General features: G+C 46.0%; 14 protein-coding genes. 12 read left to right on the top strand and 2 right to left on the bottom strand.

The annotated features are described in order from the left end of the window. Positions 1-59 precede the first annotated feature (59 nt). The 6 genes from ACX0G9_RS17705 to ACX0G9_RS17680 all read left to right on the top strand — a co-directional run bounded on the left by ACX0G9_RS17705 (position 60) and on the right by ACX0G9_RS17680 (position 5,432). On the top strand, positions 60-536 hold the full coding sequence (locus ACX0G9_RS17705) for a DinB family protein (RefSeq protein WP_459066274.1): 477 nt from the start codon (positions 60-62) through the stop codon (positions 534-536). Positions 537-685: 149 nt separating this feature from the next. Beyond that, positions 686-1,168 (top strand): nuclear transport factor 2 family protein, encoded by a 483-nt coding sequence (locus ACX0G9_RS17700; RefSeq protein WP_459066273.1) that lies wholly within the window; start codon positions 686-688, stop codon positions 1,166-1,168. A gap of 62 nt (positions 1,169-1,230) precedes the next feature. Beyond that, the gene (locus tag ACX0G9_RS17695; RefSeq protein WP_459066272.1) at positions 1,231-2,124 is read left to right on the top strand and encodes a glycerophosphodiester phosphodiesterase family protein; all 894 of its coding nucleotides are present in this window, start codon (positions 1,231-1,233) and stop codon (positions 2,122-2,124) included. A gap of 245 nt (positions 2,125-2,369) precedes the next feature. Beyond that, positions 2,370-2,885, top strand: a complete 516-nt coding sequence (locus tag ACX0G9_RS17690) for an RNA polymerase sigma factor (RefSeq protein ID WP_459066271.1) — start codon at positions 2,370-2,372, stop codon at positions 2,883-2,885. Positions 2,886-2,892: 7 nt separating this feature from the next. Then, the gene (locus ACX0G9_RS17685) at positions 2,893-4,152 is read left to right on the top strand and encodes an outer membrane beta-barrel protein (protein ID WP_459066270.1); all 1,260 of its coding nucleotides are present in this window, start codon (positions 2,893-2,895) and stop codon (positions 4,150-4,152) included. A gap of 29 nt (positions 4,153-4,181) precedes the next feature. Continuing rightward, entirely contained in the window at positions 4,182-5,432 is a 1,251-nt protein-coding gene (locus tag ACX0G9_RS17680) for a lactonase family protein (protein ID WP_459066269.1), read from the top strand. Between the two features lie 37 nt (positions 5,433-5,469). On the opposite strand, the gene ACX0G9_RS17675 is transcribed toward ACX0G9_RS17680, so the two are convergent. Further along, the gene (locus tag ACX0G9_RS17675) at positions 5,470-5,916 is read right to left on the bottom strand and encodes a DUF1572 family protein (RefSeq protein WP_459066268.1); all 447 of its coding nucleotides are present in this window, start codon (positions 5,914-5,916) and stop codon (positions 5,470-5,472) included. Between the two features lie 106 nt (positions 5,917-6,022). On the opposite strand from ACX0G9_RS17675, the gene ACX0G9_RS17670 reads away from it, so the two are divergent. After that, a complete protein-coding gene (locus ACX0G9_RS17670) occupies positions 6,023-7,402 on the top strand; it encodes an alkaline phosphatase family protein (protein ID WP_459066267.1) in 1,380 nt (459 codons plus the stop codon). 60 nt (positions 7,403-7,462) lie between these two features. Then, the gene (locus ACX0G9_RS17665) at positions 7,463-9,235 is read left to right on the top strand and encodes a cytochrome-c peroxidase (protein ID WP_459066266.1); all 1,773 of its coding nucleotides are present in this window, start codon (positions 7,463-7,465) and stop codon (positions 9,233-9,235) included. Between the two features lie 5 nt (positions 9,236-9,240). Here the strand turns inward: ACX0G9_RS17665 and ACX0G9_RS17660 are convergent, their stop codons facing one another. Next, the gene (locus ACX0G9_RS17660; RefSeq protein WP_459066265.1) at positions 9,241-9,549 is read right to left on the bottom strand and encodes a YqcC family protein; all 309 of its coding nucleotides are present in this window, start codon (positions 9,547-9,549) and stop codon (positions 9,241-9,243) included. Positions 9,550-9,751: 202 nt separating this feature from the next. Between ACX0G9_RS17660 and ACX0G9_RS17655 the strand changes: the two genes are divergently transcribed. The 4 genes from ACX0G9_RS17655 to ACX0G9_RS17640 all read left to right on the top strand — a co-directional run bounded on the left by ACX0G9_RS17655 (position 9,752) and on the right by ACX0G9_RS17640 (position 19,528). Then, a complete protein-coding gene (locus ACX0G9_RS17655) occupies positions 9,752-13,429 on the top strand; it encodes a sensor histidine kinase (protein ID WP_459066264.1) in 3,678 nt (1,225 codons plus the stop codon). A gap of 65 nt (positions 13,430-13,494) precedes the next feature. Further along, positions 13,495-14,235: a LytR/AlgR family response regulator transcription factor gene (locus tag ACX0G9_RS17650; RefSeq protein WP_459066263.1), complete on the top strand. Its 741-nt coding sequence runs from the start codon at positions 13,495-13,497 to the stop codon at positions 14,233-14,235. 366 nt (positions 14,236-14,601) lie between these two features. Beyond that, entirely contained in the window at positions 14,602-15,636 is a 1,035-nt protein-coding gene (locus ACX0G9_RS17645; protein WP_459066262.1) for a glycosyl hydrolase, read from the top strand. A gap of 67 nt (positions 15,637-15,703) precedes the next feature. Further along, positions 15,704-19,528, top strand: coding sequence for an AGE family epimerase/isomerase (locus tag ACX0G9_RS17640; RefSeq protein ID WP_459066261.1), 3,825 nt, complete (start codon positions 15,704-15,706; stop codon positions 19,526-19,528). The last annotated feature ends 138 nt before the right edge of the window (positions 19,529-19,666 follow it).

Genomic DNA, 19,666 nt, shown 5'->3' with positions numbered 1-19,666 from the left:
GTCATGCACTTTTTTTGCCAGGGTATCTTTTATGGCATATAGTTTGGGGTACTATTTTTATGAGCGACCAACAGCAACTACTGATCACGGAATTGGAAAAATTGTTAGAAGGCGGAAGCGCGCATGTCGGTTTAAGCGATGCGTTGGAGGGATTGCCTGAAAAACTGCGGGGTGAAAAACCGGGCAAACTTCCTTACAGTATCTGGCAGCTGGTGGAACATATCCGTATCGCTCAATGGGACATGCTGGAATTCTGTAAAGATGCCAAACATAAATCCCCAAAATGGCCTGAAGGATATTGGCCAAAAGAAACTGCCCCTACCGATGAAAAAACCTGGAATAAAAGTGTCGAACAGATTGAAAACGACCTGCAGGAATTTGTACAACTGATGGGGAAGGCGGATCTTTATAAGCCGCTGCCTCATGGGGATGGTCAGACCTGGCTGCGGGAAGCACTGCAAATAGCCGATCATACGGCCTATCATACCGCTGAAATCATTGTTATAAGGCGCCTGCTGGGTGCGTGGAAGAGTTAGATTAAATCAAGGGAATTCATTTTCAATGATTTGTAATTGGTCAACAACCTGTTGACCAATTGGATCTCAAACATGCCGGAGACGATTTTTTAATTTAAATTGAGGAACTATTGCAGGTTTTTGCCAAATAAAAGCACAAAATAAATCATATGGGAAAGAACATTTTTTATCGAATGTCCATCATTGTTCTTGCCTTTGGAAGCTCATTTTTTCCGCAGACAAGTAAGGCTCAAATTTATAAACCCGATGACCAGGCCTTATATGATACCATCCTTCATCAGGATAGTCTCTTCTTCGGAGCATATAATACATGTACCATTCATCTGAAGGAGTATGGGGATTTTTATGCTGAAAACCTGGAGTTCTATCACGACAAAGGCGGGGTCATGAATTCCAAACAGAATGTTATAACCGCCACGGAAAAAAACATTTGCGGCAAGGTAACCCGCACGCTCGTTCCAGGGAGCCTGGAAGTATATCCCATCGCGAATTTTGGAGCCATAGAAATAGGGTTTCACACATTCCATAATAACCAGGAACCGGACGCCCCTATACATCCCGGACGTTTCGTTATCGTCTGGCAGCGTAGCAATGCGGGTTGGAAAATTACCCGCGTCATAAGTTTGCATTGATGGAGCCATACCTTTACAATGAATTAACCGATCCTTTCCCCAAAAAGATTCATTTTTGCCCCATGAAAAAAACTGCCCTCTGCCTTTTCATTCCTTTTATTATGAATAGCTGCACGAATACGCCCAAAGTTGCAGGATTTGTACCTTTTGACAGGGAAGGCCACCGGGGATGCAGGGGATTAATGCCGGAGAATACCATTCCTGCCATGCTGCATGCCATCGATCTTAACGTCACCACCCTGGAAATGGATGTCCATATTACGAGGGACAGCCAGGTTGTTTTATCACACGATCCCTGGTTCAACTCCGAAATCACGACCAAACCCGATGGGAGATATATAGATTCTGCGGAGCCAAAGTTCATTCTTTATGACATGACCTATGACAGAATCCGAAAATTCGATGTAGGTCGTAAGCCTTACCCTAAATTCCCCAGACAGGAGAAGTTACCGGTCGCAAAACCCTTATTAAGCGATCTGATCGATAGTGTGGAAGCTTATTGCCAAAAACAAAACAAATCTGTTTTTTACAATATTGAAGTGAAATCGGATCCAAGGGGTGATTCTCTTTACCATCCCAAACCGGACCGTTTTGTGGATTTGCTGATGCAGGTTTTGAACCGGAAACAAATTGCCAGGCAGGTCATAGTTCAATCTTTTGATATGCGTTCCCTGCAATATCTGCATGCTCATTACCCGGATCAAAAAACCTCTTTATTAATAGATGAAGGAAATGCCCGGTCGTTTGATGAACAAATTGCTGCCCTGGGATTTACTCCTACGGTCTATAGCCCCCATTATTCCCTGGTCACGGATGTTTTATTGAAGGCCTGTCATCAAAAAGAGGTCCTGGTCGTTCCCTGGACGGTCAATGAGCTGCCAGCCATGAAAAAACTGAAGGATCTGGGTGTGGATGGGCTGATCAGCGATTACCCGGATTTGTACGCGGGTTTATAAGACTTCAATTATCTGCATAATTACAGGAGGCCGTCTCAAATTATTGAGGCGGGCTCCTGCGTTTGGGGCGTTTATCGGCTACCTGACACTCACCGGGTCAGAATGTATTTAATTTTCCATTTTGCAACCCTTCCTTTAACTCTTCGTATTCATAGGGTAGGCAGCTGATAAAACCAGGGACTGAATTGGAAAATATAAACCGCATTATTCAAGGTTGTATTGCTAAAGAATACAAATTCCAAAAGATGGTTTATGAGAACTATCTGGGCTTTGCCTTTAAGATTGTGTTCCGGTATATCTACCGGTATGAAAGGACAATGGATGTCGTGAGCGATGGTTTTGTAAAACTGTTTACCAGTTTTGAAAGATTTGAAGCAACAGATACAGAAGAAGATACCCGGAATTTGTTAATGGGTTATATAAAAAGGATAATGGTCAATGCCTCCATCGATGAATTAAGAAAGGGTAATATGCTGCCGGAGATAGGAGGGCTATCGGATCATGTCTGGGATTATACCAGCAGAGATGATGATGCTGACCAGCAATTGCTGTACAAACAACTGATCGTTCTGATTAAAGAATTGCCGCCTTCTTACCGGACGGTGTTTAATATGTATGTCATAGATGGATTTAATCATTTGGAAATAGCCGATCTTTTAAAAATCCCTGTGGGAAGTTCCAAATCAAATTTATCGAGGGCAAAAAAAATGCTTCAGGAGCGTATTAAAAAATCTGAAGAAGCCAAACTATGCAGTATATAGGAAAGATATGGAGTATTTAGACGACGATATGGAGGAATTGTTTCGCAAAGCGGCACAGGACTATAAGGTCAAGCTGCCGGATGAACAGTGGGATGCAGTAGCCGGCCGATTGATTTCCGGAACAGGTGGCCTGGCCTCCGTCGATACGCCGGATAATAAAAAGAAAAAACGCTGGCCTTTTTTGTCCGGCCTGATGACTGGTTTGTTTTTGGCAATATTCCTTTTTATAGGATTTTATAAGGACTTGGGTTTACATGGCGGTCTGGTCAAAAAAAATGCGCTGACCGGGGAAAGAGATAAAAGGCTTATGGAAAAAGAGGGAACCTTAGAAAGGACTCCGGGATTGGCTACCGTAAAAATGATGGATCCGGAAACAAAAGCTGGCAAAAAAAATAGTGGTACAAGGATGGCTGGCGAAGGGAAAGCAAGAGGAACAAATGGAGGTAACGAAAAAGATGGCGAGGAAAAAGGGGAAGGAGCAGAAATTGGAAATGAAAAAGGCCTCGGTACAGGCTCTGTCGAAAAGATCGAAGGACAAACAAAAGCCAGCAAGATAAAAGGTCTTTTAGCCCAAAGATCCGAACCCAGGATTATTGAATCCAGGATTATCGAACCCAGGGTTATTGGTCAAACGGCACCTGTAAATAACCATAAAAAAACGGTTAGGAATTTAATAAACAAGCGTTTCTATTTTGGGCTGATCGCAGGCCCGCAATTTAACCAGGTAAAGAACCAGGGATTCTCCAAACCAGGGTTAAATGCCGGTTTGATGGTCGGGTTCAAGGTTAAGCCCTCCCTGGCTTTTGAAACGGGTCTTATTTTTTCCAGCAAGACTTATTATAGTGACGGACAATATTTTAGCATGAGCAAGATCGCCTCCGCCATGCCTGCGGGGATGAAGCTGATCGACATGAGGGGAAAAGCTACTGTACTGGAAATTCCTGTAATGGTTAAAATCGATATCCGGAAAACAAACAGCAGCTGTCTGTTCATCGCAGGAGGAGTTTCCTCCTATCTGTTGATCCATGAAAATAATGCTTACCAGGCTGCCTTCAATGGCGCCAAAGAAAGTCTTACCGGTAATTATTCGCATACGGAAAAATACCTGTCAGCGGCTATAAACATCAGCCCAGGCTATGAATTTATGATCACCGGAAAAAAGGTATTCCGAATCCAGCCTTATCTGCAGATCCCGGTTAAAGCCATTGGTGTTGGGGCTTTACCCATTTTAGGGGCCGGCATTAACCTGGGGATCCTTATTCCTTAATCTATTCTTTTACTATTAAAATAAAAAAAATGAAAAATTTTATTCCCTTGAAGCTAATGGTAGCAGGTCTCCTGATTTTTATGTTTGTTTCCTGTTCGAAAAACGGTGACAAAAATGCTGCGGGCTCCCAATTAAAAAAACCGGCGCTTACCGATATGATTTCGGAAAATGGAGCCAACCCGGACGAAGTCGTAATGGCTGGCCAGGGTTCGGCTACTACAGCTGTGACTACGACAGAATCTGAAACAAAAAACAAAAGACACAAAGGGCACTTTTTATATTCAGAGAGTAATGCTTGGGGAATGAATCAGATTTTAGTGTATGAAATAAAATCAGATGGCTCCCTTCAAGCAGGTGGACAGGTAGTCTCCGGCGGCGCAGGAACAGGGGCCGGCCTGGGTTCTCAGGGAGCCTTGGTTTTGGATAAGGAACATGAATGGCTTTTTGCCGTAAATGCCGGTAGTAATTCCGTTTCTTCCTTTAAAGTTCATGACGATGGAAGTCTTACTTTGGCGCATACTATCCATTCTGGAGGTGTCACCCCCAACAGCCTGAGTATCCATGGTGAAATGCTGTATGTGTTGAATACAGGAAGTGACAATATTCATGGTTTTTGGATAGGGGAAGGAGGGACGTTCGATGATATCGATGGCTCGACCCAGTCTTTAAGTGGTAAGGGTGTCGTCGCTCCTCAGATCTCCTTCACACCGGACGGAGATTGGTTGGTGGTTACTGAAAAGGCAACCAATAAGATCAGTACTTTTAAGGTAAGGGACAATGGTTCCGTTTGGCCGGCAGTTATAACGGCTTCAACCGGTCAGACTCCCTTTGGTTTTGATTTTGCCCGCGAAAATTATATGATCGTTTCCAATGCAGCTGGTGGCACCCCAGCAGCAGGTTCTGCCACATCCTACCGTATAGGTAACGAGGGGATGCCCCAGGAAATTAATGGCACTGTTCCAAATCAGCAGGGTGCTCCTTGCTGGGTTGCCGTTACGAAATTCGGCCGGTTCGCCTTTATTACCAATACAGCGAGTAATTCCATATCCACCTATTATGTATCTCCCTGGGGAGCTTTATATTTAGTAAATGGGGCCGCAGCGTCAACGGGAAATGGTCCAGTCGATATCGTGGTGGCTGCCAACAATTATTTTGTGTATGCTCTGACGCCAAAATCAAATACGATCGGCCAGTTTAAAAGAACTCTTTTTGGCGGCCTGGCGGTAATGGGCGCTGTTTCCGGAGTTCCCGGTTCGGCGACCGGGCTGGCTGTTTATTAGGAAGGAGGAAGCAGGCATTTATAGTTGCTTACGGCTCCTACGGCTCCAGCAGCCTTCTGTGGTAATTGATTTGCCCGAGGTGATAAGAAAGATGCATAGCGAGATGAGCAAGGAAATATTCCGTGCTCATCTTTTTTTCAAAGATGACCTGCGGATAGTCTGCGGAAAGCTGTTCATCGGTCAGTTTATTCAGAGTATTGTTGACTATTACGCTGGTTTCTCTGATTTTTTCCAGCAGGTCCTGCTGGGGAATATCTTTTACCGAAAATTCCAGATCCCGGTTCCGGATATAGCCGGTCTTGCCCAATTCAGCACCGATATAGGTATTGAGGTTCCCTATGAGATGCGAACAGAGATTGCCTCCTGAATTCGATATACCAGGCTGAATGGACCAGATCTTTTTTTCGTCCCGGTACAATCCGATCTCTTTTTCCAATATAGCCAGATCCCGGACGAATAAGGTTGACAGGGTTTGTTGTAGCATAAGCCGAAATTAATAAAAATCGAGTGTAAAAGCTTAATGAATTCTTTACCTATTGGTAACAATTCGCTAATAGGCATAGTGGTTCTTTGTGTCAAAGCCTATTTACATGGAAAAAAAATTAATGACTTCATTGGCCGGTCTTTTGTTCATTGGCCAGTTTATGGCAGGATGCAAAAAAACTCATATCCCTTTCCCTCCCGGGGAAGTAGATAAAATAAAACATGTAGTCGTTATTTACCTGGAGAATCACAGTTTTGACAATTTGTACGGTCAGTTTGCCGGAGCCAACGGGTTATCGAATGCCAGCAGTTCCCAGATTATTCAAATCGACTCATCAGGCAAGGCCTATACCTTCCTACCCCCTGTTTCTGCCTCGGGTGCTTTTCCAACTAATCTATCCAACACTTATTTCAATATCGATCAATATATCCCGAACGACCAGGAAACTCCGGATGTTTTGCACCGTTATTACCAGGAGCAACTGCAGATCGATGGCGGCAAAATGGACAAATTTGCCTTGTACAATTCAACAGCCGGTCTTTCACAGGGATATTATAAAACCAGTCTGTTGCCATTATTGGGAATAGCTCAGCGATATACACTCTGCGATAATTTTTTCCATAGCGCATTCGGAGGTTCCTTTTTGAACCATATGTGGCTGATCGCTGCAGCCAGCCCGGTATTCCCCAACGCACCGGCAGCTATTACGGCGAAATTCGATTCCACCGGCAAACTGATTGCCGATGGGCAGGTAACGCCCGATGGATTTGCGGTAAACACCAGCTTTACTGTAAATGCTCCTCACCCTGAGAGCGTCAATACCGCCAAACTTCTTCCCAATCAAACGATACCAACCATCGGGGACAGGTTGAATGATAAACAGGTCAGCTGGGCCTGGTACTCAGGAGGATGGGACAGCGCATTAGCCGGAACGCCCAATCCGACTTTTCAGTTTCATCACCAGCCTTTTGCCTATTTTGCCAATTATGCAGACGGGACTAAAGCCAAACAGGATCATCTGAAGGATGAAACAGCATTTATAGAGGCTGCCAAAAATGGAACGCTTCCCAGCGTATCCTTTGTCAAACCCTTAGGGATCAATAATGAACATCCGGGTTATTCAGATGTGGCTAATGGTGAAAACCATACGGTGGAATTAATAAATGATGTCCTTAACGGACCCAATGGGAAAGATGTGGTCATCATTATTACTTACGATGAAAACGGCGGATTTTGGGACCATGTGGCTCCTCCGGTCATCGATAAGAAATGGGGCCCCGGCACCCGCGTACCGACAATCATCATTTCTCCTTTCGCCAAACGTGGATTTGTTGACCATACGCAATATGAAACAGTCAGTATTTTATCCCTGATCGAAAAAAGATGGAATCTGAATCCGCTGTCGGGCCGGGACAAAGATGCAGAACCTTTGCAAAATGCGTTTGATTTCAACGGACGTTACGATCAGTCGTACGACAAAAAATAAGACAGCGTAAAGAAATTTATTACTATATCAGTACTGGTACTGGTAACGGCAGGGTACCTGTTGTTTTCCTGCAAACAAAAAAGACCGGCTCCTGAAAAGGAGATCGCAGGGATCCTGCTGGAACAGATCGATCGTTTTGCTGCCTCCTGTTCGCTTCTGCAGACGAGAGCCGAAAGTAACACAGCTACCGAAAAAGATTTGCAGGAGCTTTTTCTTCAGGCAAGGGTAGCCTATAAAAAATTTGAGTGGGCGGCCGAATATTTTGAGCCGTCCGCTTCCAGGGGAGTAAATGGACCTCCGGTGCAGGAGGTGGAAAGATCGGGTCAGATTTTTGAACCGGCGGGTTTACAGCTTATAGAAGGTTACCTTTTCCCCAAAGCAGATACCGGCAAAAAAGAAGAGCTGATCAAACAACTCAGGCTGCTGCAAGCAGGCTGTAGTAAGTATAAAACGCATTTTGCCAATATCGATATTTTTGATTGGCAGGTCTTTGATGCGGCGAAACTGGAAGTCTTCAGGATTATGACCCTGGGTATTACCGGTTTTGACAATCCGGTCACACTGAAAAGCATGGCGGAATCCGCCGCCAGCCTGGAAAGCCTCCAAAAGATCATTGCCTTTTATCCGGAAAAGGAAGGCCAGCCGGGTCTCGGTAAACGCGGGGACCTTGGTTCCCGGTTCGATTCGGCCATACGCTATCTGACCAATCATCCTGATTTTAATTCCTTCGACAGGGCGGAATTTATCAATTCCTATGGCAACCCGGTCACCATCGGTCTGACAGATCTGGCAGCCAGTCTGAATATAATGATGATCCGGTACAATCGCCTGTTAAACCAGGATGCTCAAACGCTTTTTGACAGCAATGCCTTTAATATCAATGCGTATTTGCCTGACCGCTCTTCTTTCCTGTCAAAGGAGAAAATTGTTTTGGGAAAAATACTTTTTGCCGATCAGACGCTCTCCTCCTCCGGAACAAGAAGTTGCCAGACCTGTCACCGGCCGGAAAAAGCATTTACCGACGGACTGGTTAAGAATACGGTTATCGGCAATAATAAATCCCTGACAAGGAACACTCCTACCTTATTAAATGCCGCCTTGCAGTCGGCGCAATTTTATGATTTACGGGTCAATACGCTGGAAGATCAGTCGCTGATGGTGGTACAAAACACCCAGGAAATGCACGGCTCCATGAAGCTGTCGGCTGAACGGCTTTGGCAGGACAAGGCTTACCGGCAGTTGTTTGTTGCGGCTTTTCCAAAAAAAGACCGAACTGGGATCGACACCCTTGAGATTATGAATGCCCTGGGTTCCTATGTCAGAAGTCTGGTAGCGTTAAACAGTCCCTTCGATGCCTATATGAGGGGTAATCCAACGGCTATAAATGCTTCGGCGATTAATGGATTCAACCTGTTCATGGGAAAAGCAAAATGCGCTACCTGTCATTATATGCCATTGTTTAACGGAACGTTTCCTCCCCGGTTTATAAAGACCGAGGCGGAAGTAATCGGAGTGCCCCAGACGATTTCCAACGATAAAATCGACAGTGACCCGGGAAGATATGCAATCATCAGGGTCGAGTCCTTCCGCCATGCCTTTAAAACCCTTACGGTTCGCAATGCCGCAAAAACCGCCCCCTATATGCATAATGGTGTTTTTACCAGTTTGCGGCAGGTCATTGATTTTTACAATAAGGGAGGAGGCAAGGGCCTGGGCTTAAAAATCGATAATCAAACGCTGCCTTTTGATAAGCTTGACCTGACACCAAAAGAAATCGATGATCTTATTTCATTTATTAAAAGCCTGGATAGCGAGTTGTCCCCTTTTAATTAAGCCGATCAGATCAGGGAATCCAATTCGATAAGGATCTGCAGGAGCTTACCCTTTTTCAGGTCTTCTCCAAAATATTTCATGGCCTGGGGGACGATGAGTTTTTTTTCCGCCGAGGGGATAATTTTGTTCAATTCAAGGTGATTAGGGACAAAAACGAATTGCAGCCATTGCGCGAAATCGGTATGGATCATACGGCTGTTCCCTTCATAATTATCCACCCATGACGGCATCTCTTTTTCCCACAAACCGTTCTTTTTTAATTCTTCTTCCAGTTCCTCTGTTTTGGCAATAATTGGATTTCCCCTTTCCTTCATGGTTTCCTGTTTGATGTGGTTTCCTGTTCGATGTAAAATTAACACTGTAGCGGCGTTCCCGGATAGGAAAATTAGGGAGCGGACCCTTTTAATGAGGGTAAGGGACCTGCGGGAGCCCATATTTGCTTACTTTTAAACCCGGAATAGTTTCCGGCTCACCCCTAAATAACCTGCAATTTTTCCAAAAAGGCATACCGGTTTTTTGATCCTGCTTCTCCTGGTTCAGTCCATGGCTGGCCTTAGAGGCTTATCCCAGCCAAACAGTTATATTTTCCGGCATCTTACGGTTAATGAAGGGCTTATCAATGATAAGGTAACCGCATTATGCCAGGACGATGCCGGGTATATGTGGATCGGTACCCAGGCTGGTTTGCAACGTTACGACGGGACACGATTCCGAACTTTTCAGGCGGATATCAGGGATTCTTCGGCCTTGCATTCGGATTGGATAAGCGCCATTTTTGAGGATAGTAAAAAGCGCCTCTGGATAGGTAATGATCATGGTGGTCCTTATTTGCTAAACAGGCAGACCGGTAAATTTTACAACTTTAATTTACATGCCCCGACCGGCAAAAAGATCAACAGTACCTGGTTTTTTGCGGAAGACAGCCAGGGATCTATCTGGATATCCGGTTATGACGGGTTTTATCAATTGAATGAAAAGACCTTCAGTTTTGAGCCCTGCCATACGATCATCGGTCTTCCTCAAAAAACCAATACAGGAAGCCTGACCATCGATAAGGAAGATAATCTTTGGCTGTCTACTACAAATGGCCTTTATTATTACTCCCGAAAGGAAAAAAAATTATACGATAGTAAAAATCCTTACCCTTCCGGTAATCCCTTATTTACGGAGAAAGAAGGCCCTACTACGGTAATCAGAAAAGGGAACGAGTTATGGGCATCTTTTTCCAGGAAGGTGATACGGTATAATCTGGATACCCAAAAATCAAAGACCTATAGTTTTGATAACCATTCCCCAAATAATCAAGGCCCGGAAGTAAAAAAGGATCTGATTGGATCGGTTTATTGTCTGCCGGATGGGACGGTCATTATTTCGTTAATGCTGCGGGGTTTTGCCGTTTACCGCCCGGAGACCGACGATTTTTTTGTCATAAGGGCAGACAATACGGCGCCATATGGCTTTCATCTGAATAAGAACCTGGCTAATAATCTGCAAATACTACAGGACAGGGAGAAAAACGTTTGGATAGGGACCTCCTCGGGCATCAATATTTTTAATCCGGGCAAACAATTGTTCCATACGCATAAGACGGATACCGGAAGGGGTGACCTTTTTCCGGAAGAGACGGTGACGGGATTTTTGCAGAATCCCGATGGCAACGTGTTTATATCTTATTATAATACAAACGGCGGTATTGTAAAAGCTGACAGCAACTTAAGATTTAAGCGACAATTTCTCTATAAGGAAAATGGAAACGAACATTCTTCCATTAATCAGACCTGGACGCTTTTTAAAGACAAAAAGAATATTCTTTGGGCGCCAAATCAACGCGGCTCCATTTTAAAATTACAACTCGATACAGAAGAACTTACCGAGGTCAGGGATACGGTTTTGTCAGGAGCCATCAATACGATCAAACAGGATAGCGGAAATATCGTCTGGATCGGGCATTGGAAAAAAGGGTTGATCAGGATGGACACCCGCCTGAATACCCGGAAGGTTTTTCCCACCGCTAAAAGAGTATACAGTTTGCTGGTGGAGAAGGACAAGGTATGGGTAGGGACATTCCAGGATGGGCTGCAGGTTTTTGATAAAAAGAAAGAACAATTTGTGGAAGGGTACAGCACGGATGAAGATAATCCCCGATCCATCAGCAGCAATTGCGTCAGCGATATTTTGCGCTATAATGAGGATACCCTGATCCTGGCTACCGAGATGGGGATTAATATCTTTGACATCCGGAAAAAGACCTTTCGGGCGATCACCGCCAAAGAGGGGTTGCCTGATAATATCGCACTGGCCGTAATGAAGGACGATGCAGGTAATATTTGGGCAGCAGGCGGAAGCGGTGGTTTTTCCAGGCTGAATTTGCATCCCTTATGTATTGCCGGCTATGACCAGTTGGACGGGATTGCCGATAATGTCTTTACCAGCGGATTTTACCGGCTTCGCAGTGGGACCGTATTGATCGGCACTTCTGCAGGTTTTATATCCTTCGATCCGCTTCGGATCACCAAGGCCGAACCCCCGCCTGATCTGCGGATCACCGGCATCCAGGTTTTTAATAAAGACCTGAGGGTCGATTCGCTGCTGGCCACCGGTAGCCTGCTGACTCTTCCTTATCAGGAAAATTCGCTCCGAATCGCCTTTTCCTCCCTGGAATATTGGTCGCCGGGCAGGCTCCGGTATTATTATAAGCTGGAGGGGGTAGATGAGGATTGGGTACCCGCCGACAAAAACAATATCGCCGTTTATAATCAATTGGAGAAAGGTGATTATGTCTTCCGGGTGAAATGTGCCAACCGGGATGGGGTTTACAGCGTTGGTGCCGAACTATTGACGATCACGATTAAACCACCTTTCTGGAAAACGGGTTGGTTCGTCTTCCTGATGGTTGCGGGTTTTGTTGGCCTGGTTCTCTGGTTTGTCAAATGGAGGGAGAGACATATAAAAGCGATCGAATCGGAAAAGTTAAAGGTGCAGAAAGTAAATGCGGAGCAATATAAAAGCAAATGGGAGATGGAGCAGATCATCAACTACTTTTCTTCTTCCCTGATTCACAAACATACGGTAGATGATGTATTATGGGATGTGGCGAAAAATCTGATCGGCCGTCTGGATTTTGTGGACTGTATTATTTATTTATGGAATGAGGATAAGACGAAGATGATCCAGAAGGCTGGATTTGGATCCAAAGAATCTATCGACCAGCTGAACAGCCAGGTCTTTGAAGTGTTCCCGGGCCAAGGAGTAGTGGGTTATGTCGTGGAGACCAAAGAGCCGGTGATCATTGACGATACTTCTCTTGACCACCGGTACCGGCCGGACGATATGGTACGTTCGAGCGAGCTCGCCGTGCCGCTGATCTATAACAACGAACTCATCGGGGTGATCGACAGCGAACATCATGAGAAGGGCTTTTTCACGGATCAGCACCTGCAGATCCTCAGCACCATCGCCACCCTGGTGACCAACAAGATAAAATCCATCGAAGCGGAAGAGTCCCTTCACCAGCAAAGCATAGAAATGATCACGCTCAGCGAAAAGCTTTCCAGGGCCAGGCTGGAGGCCCTGCGCAGCCAGATGAACCCCCACTTTATTTTTAACAGCCTGAATGCCATCCAGGAATGTATTTTAACGAATAAGGTGGGCGCAGCCTATGAATATCTTTCCAAGTTTTCCAAATTGCAGCGTATGGTGCTGAATAGTTCCGAAAAGGAATGGATGCCACTAAGCGACGAGATTGAAATGATGCAATATTATCTTTCCCTCGAATCCCTTCGGTTCAACCAGGCCTTTTCCTATAAGCTCGACATAACGGGTATCCCGGATGTAGATGAGGTAAGGGTCCCTTCCCTGATCACCCAACCCTTTGTCGAAAATGCGATCTGGCACGGCCTTCGAAATAAGGAAGGGGTCAAGACCCTGGTCATTACTTACCGGGAAACAGAGGGTTTGATCACTATCACGGTGGATGATAACGGGATAGGCAGGGAAATGGCAGCGGTTATCCGCCAGCAGAAGCTGGGAAATGACCGGGTGGCCTCCAAGGGGATCCTGCTGCTTCAAAAACGAATGCAGATCCTGCGTCAGCAATTTAAGGCGGAATTGTCCTTTACCATCGTTGATAAAAAGGATGAGGAAGATTTGGCAACGGGAACAACGGTAATTATAAGTTTTCCCTCGAATTTATAGAGGTGGCCTTTCAAATGGTATAAATAATAAAAAGAATACAACCAACCTGTAAAAAATAGTAATGTATGGTAAAGATCCTGATCATCGACGACGAAGAGTCTGCCGGTAATATTCTGAAGATACTGATCGAAAAATACATTTCCACTACCTGCGAGATCCTTTATTGCAATAATGCGCAGGCCGCCCTGGACTGCCTGGAAAAATTCGATCCCACGCTGGTCATGCTGGATATCGATATGCCTAAGATGAATGGTTTTGATTTTTTAAGTCTGGCCGGTCAGGGACAGTTCGATGTCATCTTCACCACCGCCTATGATCAATATGCCATCAAGGCAATCCGTTTCAGCGCCCTGGATTATCTGTTAAAACCTATCGATATCCTCGATCTGCAAAATGCGCTGAACCGTCATATCATCAAAAGACAACAACACCGGAAATTGCTGGTCGATAACCTGATCACGAATTTGCAGCAAAAGGATCCAAAGGATTTTAAACTGGCCCTTTCCACCAGTAAAGGCGTTTTCTTTTATGATCCGCTGGAGATCCTGTATTGTGAAGGGGAGAATAATTATACCCGTTTTACTTTTACCAAACATAAACCTATGCTGGTCTCCAAGACCCTGGGCGAGTATGAGGAATTGCTGACCGAACATGGTTTTGTCCGGATTCACAAATCCTACCTGGTCAACAGCCGCTATGTCTCCAACGTGGACAGAGATGGGATGCTGGTGATGAGCGATGGTAAACAGCTGGCTATCTCCAAGAGGAGGAAGGAGGTGGTCATGAATACGTTGAGGCAGCATTGATTTTCTTGCTTTTTGGCAGTTTGGCTTTTAGCAGTTTGGCTTTTGGCAGGGATATATAAAAATTTGACTGGTATTACTCATGGGCTTTGGCTATAGCCGGGCATTGGTAGTTCTTTCAGCCGGGCCATTATCGACAGTTGGAACCGCTCGTAATAAAGGTCAAATTTTTATATATTCCTGCCATGAAGCTTGTTGTGTAACAGTGGAGGGCTGGAAATGCATTTTTGTTGCTGCCTCGCGGTGGTGGGGGATTGTTGTTGATTGTTGGGGTTTGTTGTTGAATGTTGTTGATTTTTGATTAAAATTGGATAAAAATGTATTGAGTTAACGCGTTCATTTTGTGTAGGTTGTGTTGAAATGGCCATCATGAAAACCTCTACTTGCTTTTCTTTTCTATTATTTTTTTCCACTTCTCTTTTTTCGTTTTCTCTTTTTTCATTATCCCTATTTTCGCAATCCTTCGAACCGGTAAATAAGGAGGCCTCTCCGGAAGCAAAGCAATTGCTGGGTTATTTATACCGTATCAATGGTAAACAGTTGCTGAGCGGTCAGCATAATTATAACCAGAGCATGAACCGGTTTAATGACAGTGTGCAGGCGATCACGGGAAAATATCCTGCCGTATGGGGCACGGATTTTATCTGGAATTGGAAGACGGATAACGGCCAGGCGATCGTCGATGAGAGCCTCCGCCGTCATAAGGACGGTTATCTGATCACCCTGATGTGGCACCAGGGAAGACCGACGGATGATGTGCCCTTTCCCTGGAAGGAAAGTATCCAGGGCAAACTGACGGCTGATCAATGGAAGGAGTTGACGACGGAAGGGACTCCGCTGTATAAACGCTGGCTGGCACAGATTGATGTGGTTGCCGGTTATCTGGGTCAATTGAATGCGGCGCATGTACCGGTTCTTTGGCGGCCCTATCATGAAATGAATGGTATCTGGTTCTGGTGGGGTGATAAAAAAGGAAAGGATGGCCTCGCAAAATTATGGAAGCTGATGTACGACCGGTATGTGAACCATTTTCATTTGAATAATCTGTTATGGGTATGGGGCGCGAACGGACCACGGGATATTCCCGGTGATGAGGCTTATCCCTATAAAGATTTTTATCCCGGTAAGGAATATGTGGATGTATTGGGAACGGATATCTATCATATGGATTATGAGCAACGGGATTATAACGAACTGCTGGATCTGGCGAAAGGAAAATTAATAGCCCTGACCGAATGCGGGGAATTGCCCGGCTCCGCCATTCTGAATGCCCAGCCGAAATGGTCCTGGTTCCTGGTCTGGTCCGACTGGATCTACAGCCATAATACCCCGGAACAGGTGAAGACGGTTTATGCTCGTGAACAGACGCTAACGCATGATGAAGTGAATGTTTTTTCAAAATGAGATAATGATTATTGATTTTGCAAAAGGATCGAATGGTAGATCGAATTGATGTTTAAAAATTTGTTTGATGAAAAAATATTGGATTGTAAAGGTGATCGGTATTTTCCTTATGACAGGAGCGGGAGCCGGAGCCGCTTTCCGTTTGCAGGCGCAATCACAACAGACACAACCTAAAATGCAACCGCAGATGCAGCCGCAGATGCAGCAACAGATGCAACGACAAATGCATCTGAACAACCGGGAGTACCTGGAATACGAAGGTGTGAATGTGATGCTGGCGCATGATTTTTATCCCGAAGGGCACCAGGGAGGCGTAGGGGTGATTCAGAACGGGCAACGGGTAGCTACGAATGGAGATCTGCGGCTGGAGCCTACTCCGGGGCAATGGCAGCCTATTCCGAAGGTTGGCAAACGGGTGGTCGACAAGGCTACCGGCGCGATCAGCGTTCATATGCAATATCCTGACGAAGAGAAGGACCGGAAAGGTTTTAATCCTGTCCTTTATCCCGATCTGCATTTTGGATATACTATCCGGGTAGTACCAGCCGGTAAAGCGTTTAAGATCATTGTGGATCTGGATAGTGCCCTGCCTGCCGACTGGATCGGAAAGGTGGGGTTCAATTTCGAACTATACCCCGGCAGTCTTTTTGGCAGGTCCTATTATATGGATAATCAGTTTGGCATTTTTCCGCCGCAGCCGAACGGTCCTCATTATACGGATAAAGAGGGTGAGACGCAGATCCTGCCGATGGCTTCGGGCAACCGTCTGACCATTGCGCCGGAAAATGAACAGCAACGCATGATCATTGAGAATATGAAAGGCAATTCCCTGCAATTGCTGGATGGAAGAGGCAAACATAATAACGGATGGTTCACCGTTCGTTCCCTGATTCCCAAGGGGGCGGTGAAAGGAGCCATCGAATGGCTGGTCTCCCCGCATGCGATCGAAGGATGGAAGTCAGCCCCCGTTGTGCAGGTTTCCCAGGTCGGTTATCACCCGCAGCAGAAAAAGCTGGCGGTCATCGAACTGGATGCCCGGGACAAAAGCAGGGGCAATGCCTCCTTGCTCCGGATCAACGAAAAGGGAGATTATGATACGCTGTTGAAAACAAAACCCCATGAATGGGGGGATTTCCTGCGTTATCATTATTTGCAGTTTGATTTTACCCAGGTCAAACGGCCGGGTATATATGTAGTAGACTATGGAGGCAACCGGACGAACCCTTTTCAGATCGGTGACAGCGTTTTTGCACGAAACGTATGGCAGCCCACGCTGGAATATTTCCTGCCTGTTCAGATGTGTCATATGAGGGTGAACGATAAGTACAGGGTCTGGCATGGCTTCTGTCATATGGACGATGCCCGGATGGCACCTGTCGACTCCAATCATTTCGACGGCTATATCCAGGGACATTCGACGCTCACTTCCTATAAACCGGGAGAAACGGTTCCTGGTTTAAACGTAGGCGCCTGGCACGATGCCGGCGATTTTGATCTGCGTGTGGAATCCCAGGCCGAAACGGTTTACGGGCTTACCCTTGCCTATGAAGCCTTTGCCGCATCCCGAACGAATTATGATAATACATCGGTCGATCAGCATACGCATATCGTGGAATTGCAGCAGCCCGACGGGAAACCCGATATGCTGGAACAGGCCGAACATGGTCTTCTTTCGATCGTAGGCGGATACCAAAGTATGGGCAGATTCTACCGGGGGATCATCGAACCTACCATACGACAGTATACCGTCCTTGGCGATGCGGCGAATATCACCGATAATAAATTTTACAAAGGAGGAACAGACAGCCCCGATGACCGGTGGGTCTTTACCGAAGAGAATCCCGGAAGGGCCTTGGGTGTGGCTGCCGCCCTGGCAGCGGCCAACCGCGTAATGAAGGGGTATAACGATACGCTGGCTAATGCCTGTCTGCAGATTGCCCGGCAGGTTTGGACCGGAACGGAAGGCGTTGAACCCGGGCGCCGTATCGAATTGGCTACGGAATTATTTATTACTACACATGACCAACCATACGCTGATTTCCTGGTCACCCACCAGAACCTGATCGTTCGATCGATCAATAATTTTGGCTGGGTGATCGGGCGCGTATTACCCCTGATCAACAACAGCGGTTTTACCAGTGCCATTACCGCCGCCGTAAAGACTCTGAAGGATACGGTTACGGCGCAGGCGGGACGGACACCGTATGAGGTGCCCTATGAACCCAATATATGGGGGGCAGGATGGGATATTCAGCATTTTGGACGGAAACAATATTTTCTGCATCAGTCTTTTCCGGGGATCTTTTCGGATGAGTATATGCTGGCGGCCCTGAACTTCGTACTGGGCTGTCACCCCGGTCAGAACACGGCATCCTTTGCTTCGGGGGTTGGCGCTCATTCCATGATCCCTGCTTATGGTTTTAATCGCGCAGATTGGTCGTATATTCCCGGTGGGATTGCTTCCGGCACGGCGCTGATCCGTCCTGATTTTCCGGAGCTGCTGCCCTTCCCTTATTTATGGCAGCAAGGGGAATATGTCCTGGGCGGTGGAACGATGGATTATATGCTGCTGGTATTGGGAGCAGATCAGGTATTGAATGGAAAAAAGGAGACTTATCCCCTGGTAACCCGTCCTGACAGTATTCTTGCGCAGATACGTTATGCGGCCAAAGAAGGACTGCTGGATAAATATTATCCGCGTAATATCGATACGCAGGATGGCGGTTATCTCAGTGCGTTTAGTTATGATTTTACACCGGTGGGCAAACAGGATAAGATGATCGTGACCCAGGCCAGGCATATCTGGTCGACGGCAAAGGCCGCGCTGTTTTATCACGATAGTTCCTATGTGGCCCTATCCCGGCATGGTTTTTATTTCCTGCGGGACAAAATGTGGGATAAGGAGTATGGCGGTTTTTATAATCTCGTTACCAGGGATGGCACACCGCTGAGCCAGACAAAAGAAGCCTATGGGAATGCCTTTGCCATTTATGCCTTGTCCGCTTATTATGCCTGTTCCAGGGATACGGCAGCATTGAACCTGGCCAGGATTGCCTTTGGCTGGTTGGAGAAATATAGTCACGATAAAAAGGATAAAGGATATTTCCAGCATCTGAAGCGGGATGGGTCGGTCATACCGCGAACTGCCGCGATTGACGACCGCGCCGAGACGGGTTATAAAGACCAGAACAGTTCTATCCATTTGCTGGAGGCGCTCACCGAATTGTATTCCGTTTGGCCGGATCCTTTGGTGCGGGAAAGACTGGCGGAAATGTTGTCACTTATTAAAGACAGGATCGTAACGTCAAGGGATAACCTGCAATTATTTTTCACGACAGACTGGAAACCGGTAACCTTCCGGGATTCCAGCGAGGCATTTATCCTGAAACATAAGAACCTGGATCATGTTTCTTTCGGACATGATGTAGAAACGGCTTATTTAATGCAGGAAGCTGCTGAAGCCCTGGGAAGACGGGAAGATAAAGCCGTCCTGTCGACAGGAAAAAAAATGGTGGACCATGCCCTGCGGAATGGCTGGGATGAAAAGCTTGGAGGATTCTATGACGAAGGATATTATTTTAAAGACAAGCCGGGATGTACGATCATAAATAAGAGCAAGAACTGGTGGGCACAAGCGGAAGGATTAAATACCCTGCTGATCTTATCGGAATTATACCCGAAGGATCCGATGAACTATCGTGCCCGTTTTTATAAATTATGGCAGTATGTCCAGACTTATATGATCGATCACACTTATGGAGACTGGTATGAAGAAGGGCTGGATAATGAGCCCCAACGAAAGACCGCTTTAAAAGCGCATATCTGGAAAGGTACCTATCATAATTTCAGGGCTCTCAGCAATTGTATTTCCCGCCTGGAAAAAGAGAAATGACCCCATAGGGTTAAATAGGCCCGAAGACGGGATACTATAGAGAAAAAGGGTAAGTAAATTTGTTAAGGTTTTTGTAAAGGGAGATCTGATGACAACAGTTATCTCCTGGCTGCGTTAATCGCTCTGAAACGTATTACC

The organism is Flavitalea flava, from assembly GCF_054461575.1.
This window is presented reverse-complemented; position numbering and strand designations above follow the sequence as displayed.

Coding starts and splice junctions, on each gene's coding strand:
- ACX0G9_RS17690 (WP_459066271.1), top strand. CDS start 2,370: ATGGTTTATGAGAACTATCTGGGCTTTGCCTTTAAGATTGTGTTCCGG.
- ACX0G9_RS17660 (WP_459066265.1), bottom strand. CDS start 9,549: ATGAAGGAAAGGGGAAATCCAATTATTGCCAAAACAGAGGAACTGGAA.
- ACX0G9_RS17680 (WP_459066269.1), top strand. CDS start 4,182: ATGAAAAATTTTATTCCCTTGAAGCTAATGGTAGCAGGTCTCCTGATT.
- ACX0G9_RS17705 (WP_459066274.1), top strand. CDS start 60: ATGAGCGACCAACAGCAACTACTGATCACGGAATTGGAAAAATTGTTA.
- ACX0G9_RS17675 (WP_459066268.1), bottom strand. CDS start 5,916: ATGCTACAACAAACCCTGTCAACCTTATTCGTCCGGGATCTGGCTATA.
- ACX0G9_RS17640 (WP_459066261.1), top strand. CDS start 15,704: ATGAAAAAATATTGGATTGTAAAGGTGATCGGTATTTTCCTTATGACA.
- ACX0G9_RS17685 (WP_459066270.1), top strand. CDS start 2,893: ATGGAGTATTTAGACGACGATATGGAGGAATTGTTTCGCAAAGCGGCA.
- ACX0G9_RS17670 (WP_459066267.1), top strand. CDS start 6,023: ATGGAAAAAAAATTAATGACTTCATTGGCCGGTCTTTTGTTCATTGGC.
- ACX0G9_RS17700 (WP_459066273.1), top strand. CDS start 686: ATGGGAAAGAACATTTTTTATCGAATGTCCATCATTGTTCTTGCCTTT.
- ACX0G9_RS17650 (WP_459066263.1), top strand. CDS start 13,495: ATGGTAAAGATCCTGATCATCGACGACGAAGAGTCTGCCGGTAATATT.
- ACX0G9_RS17695 (WP_459066272.1), top strand. CDS start 1,231: ATGAAAAAAACTGCCCTCTGCCTTTTCATTCCTTTTATTATGAATAGC.
- ACX0G9_RS17645 (WP_459066262.1), top strand. CDS start 14,602: ATGAAAACCTCTACTTGCTTTTCTTTTCTATTATTTTTTTCCACTTCT.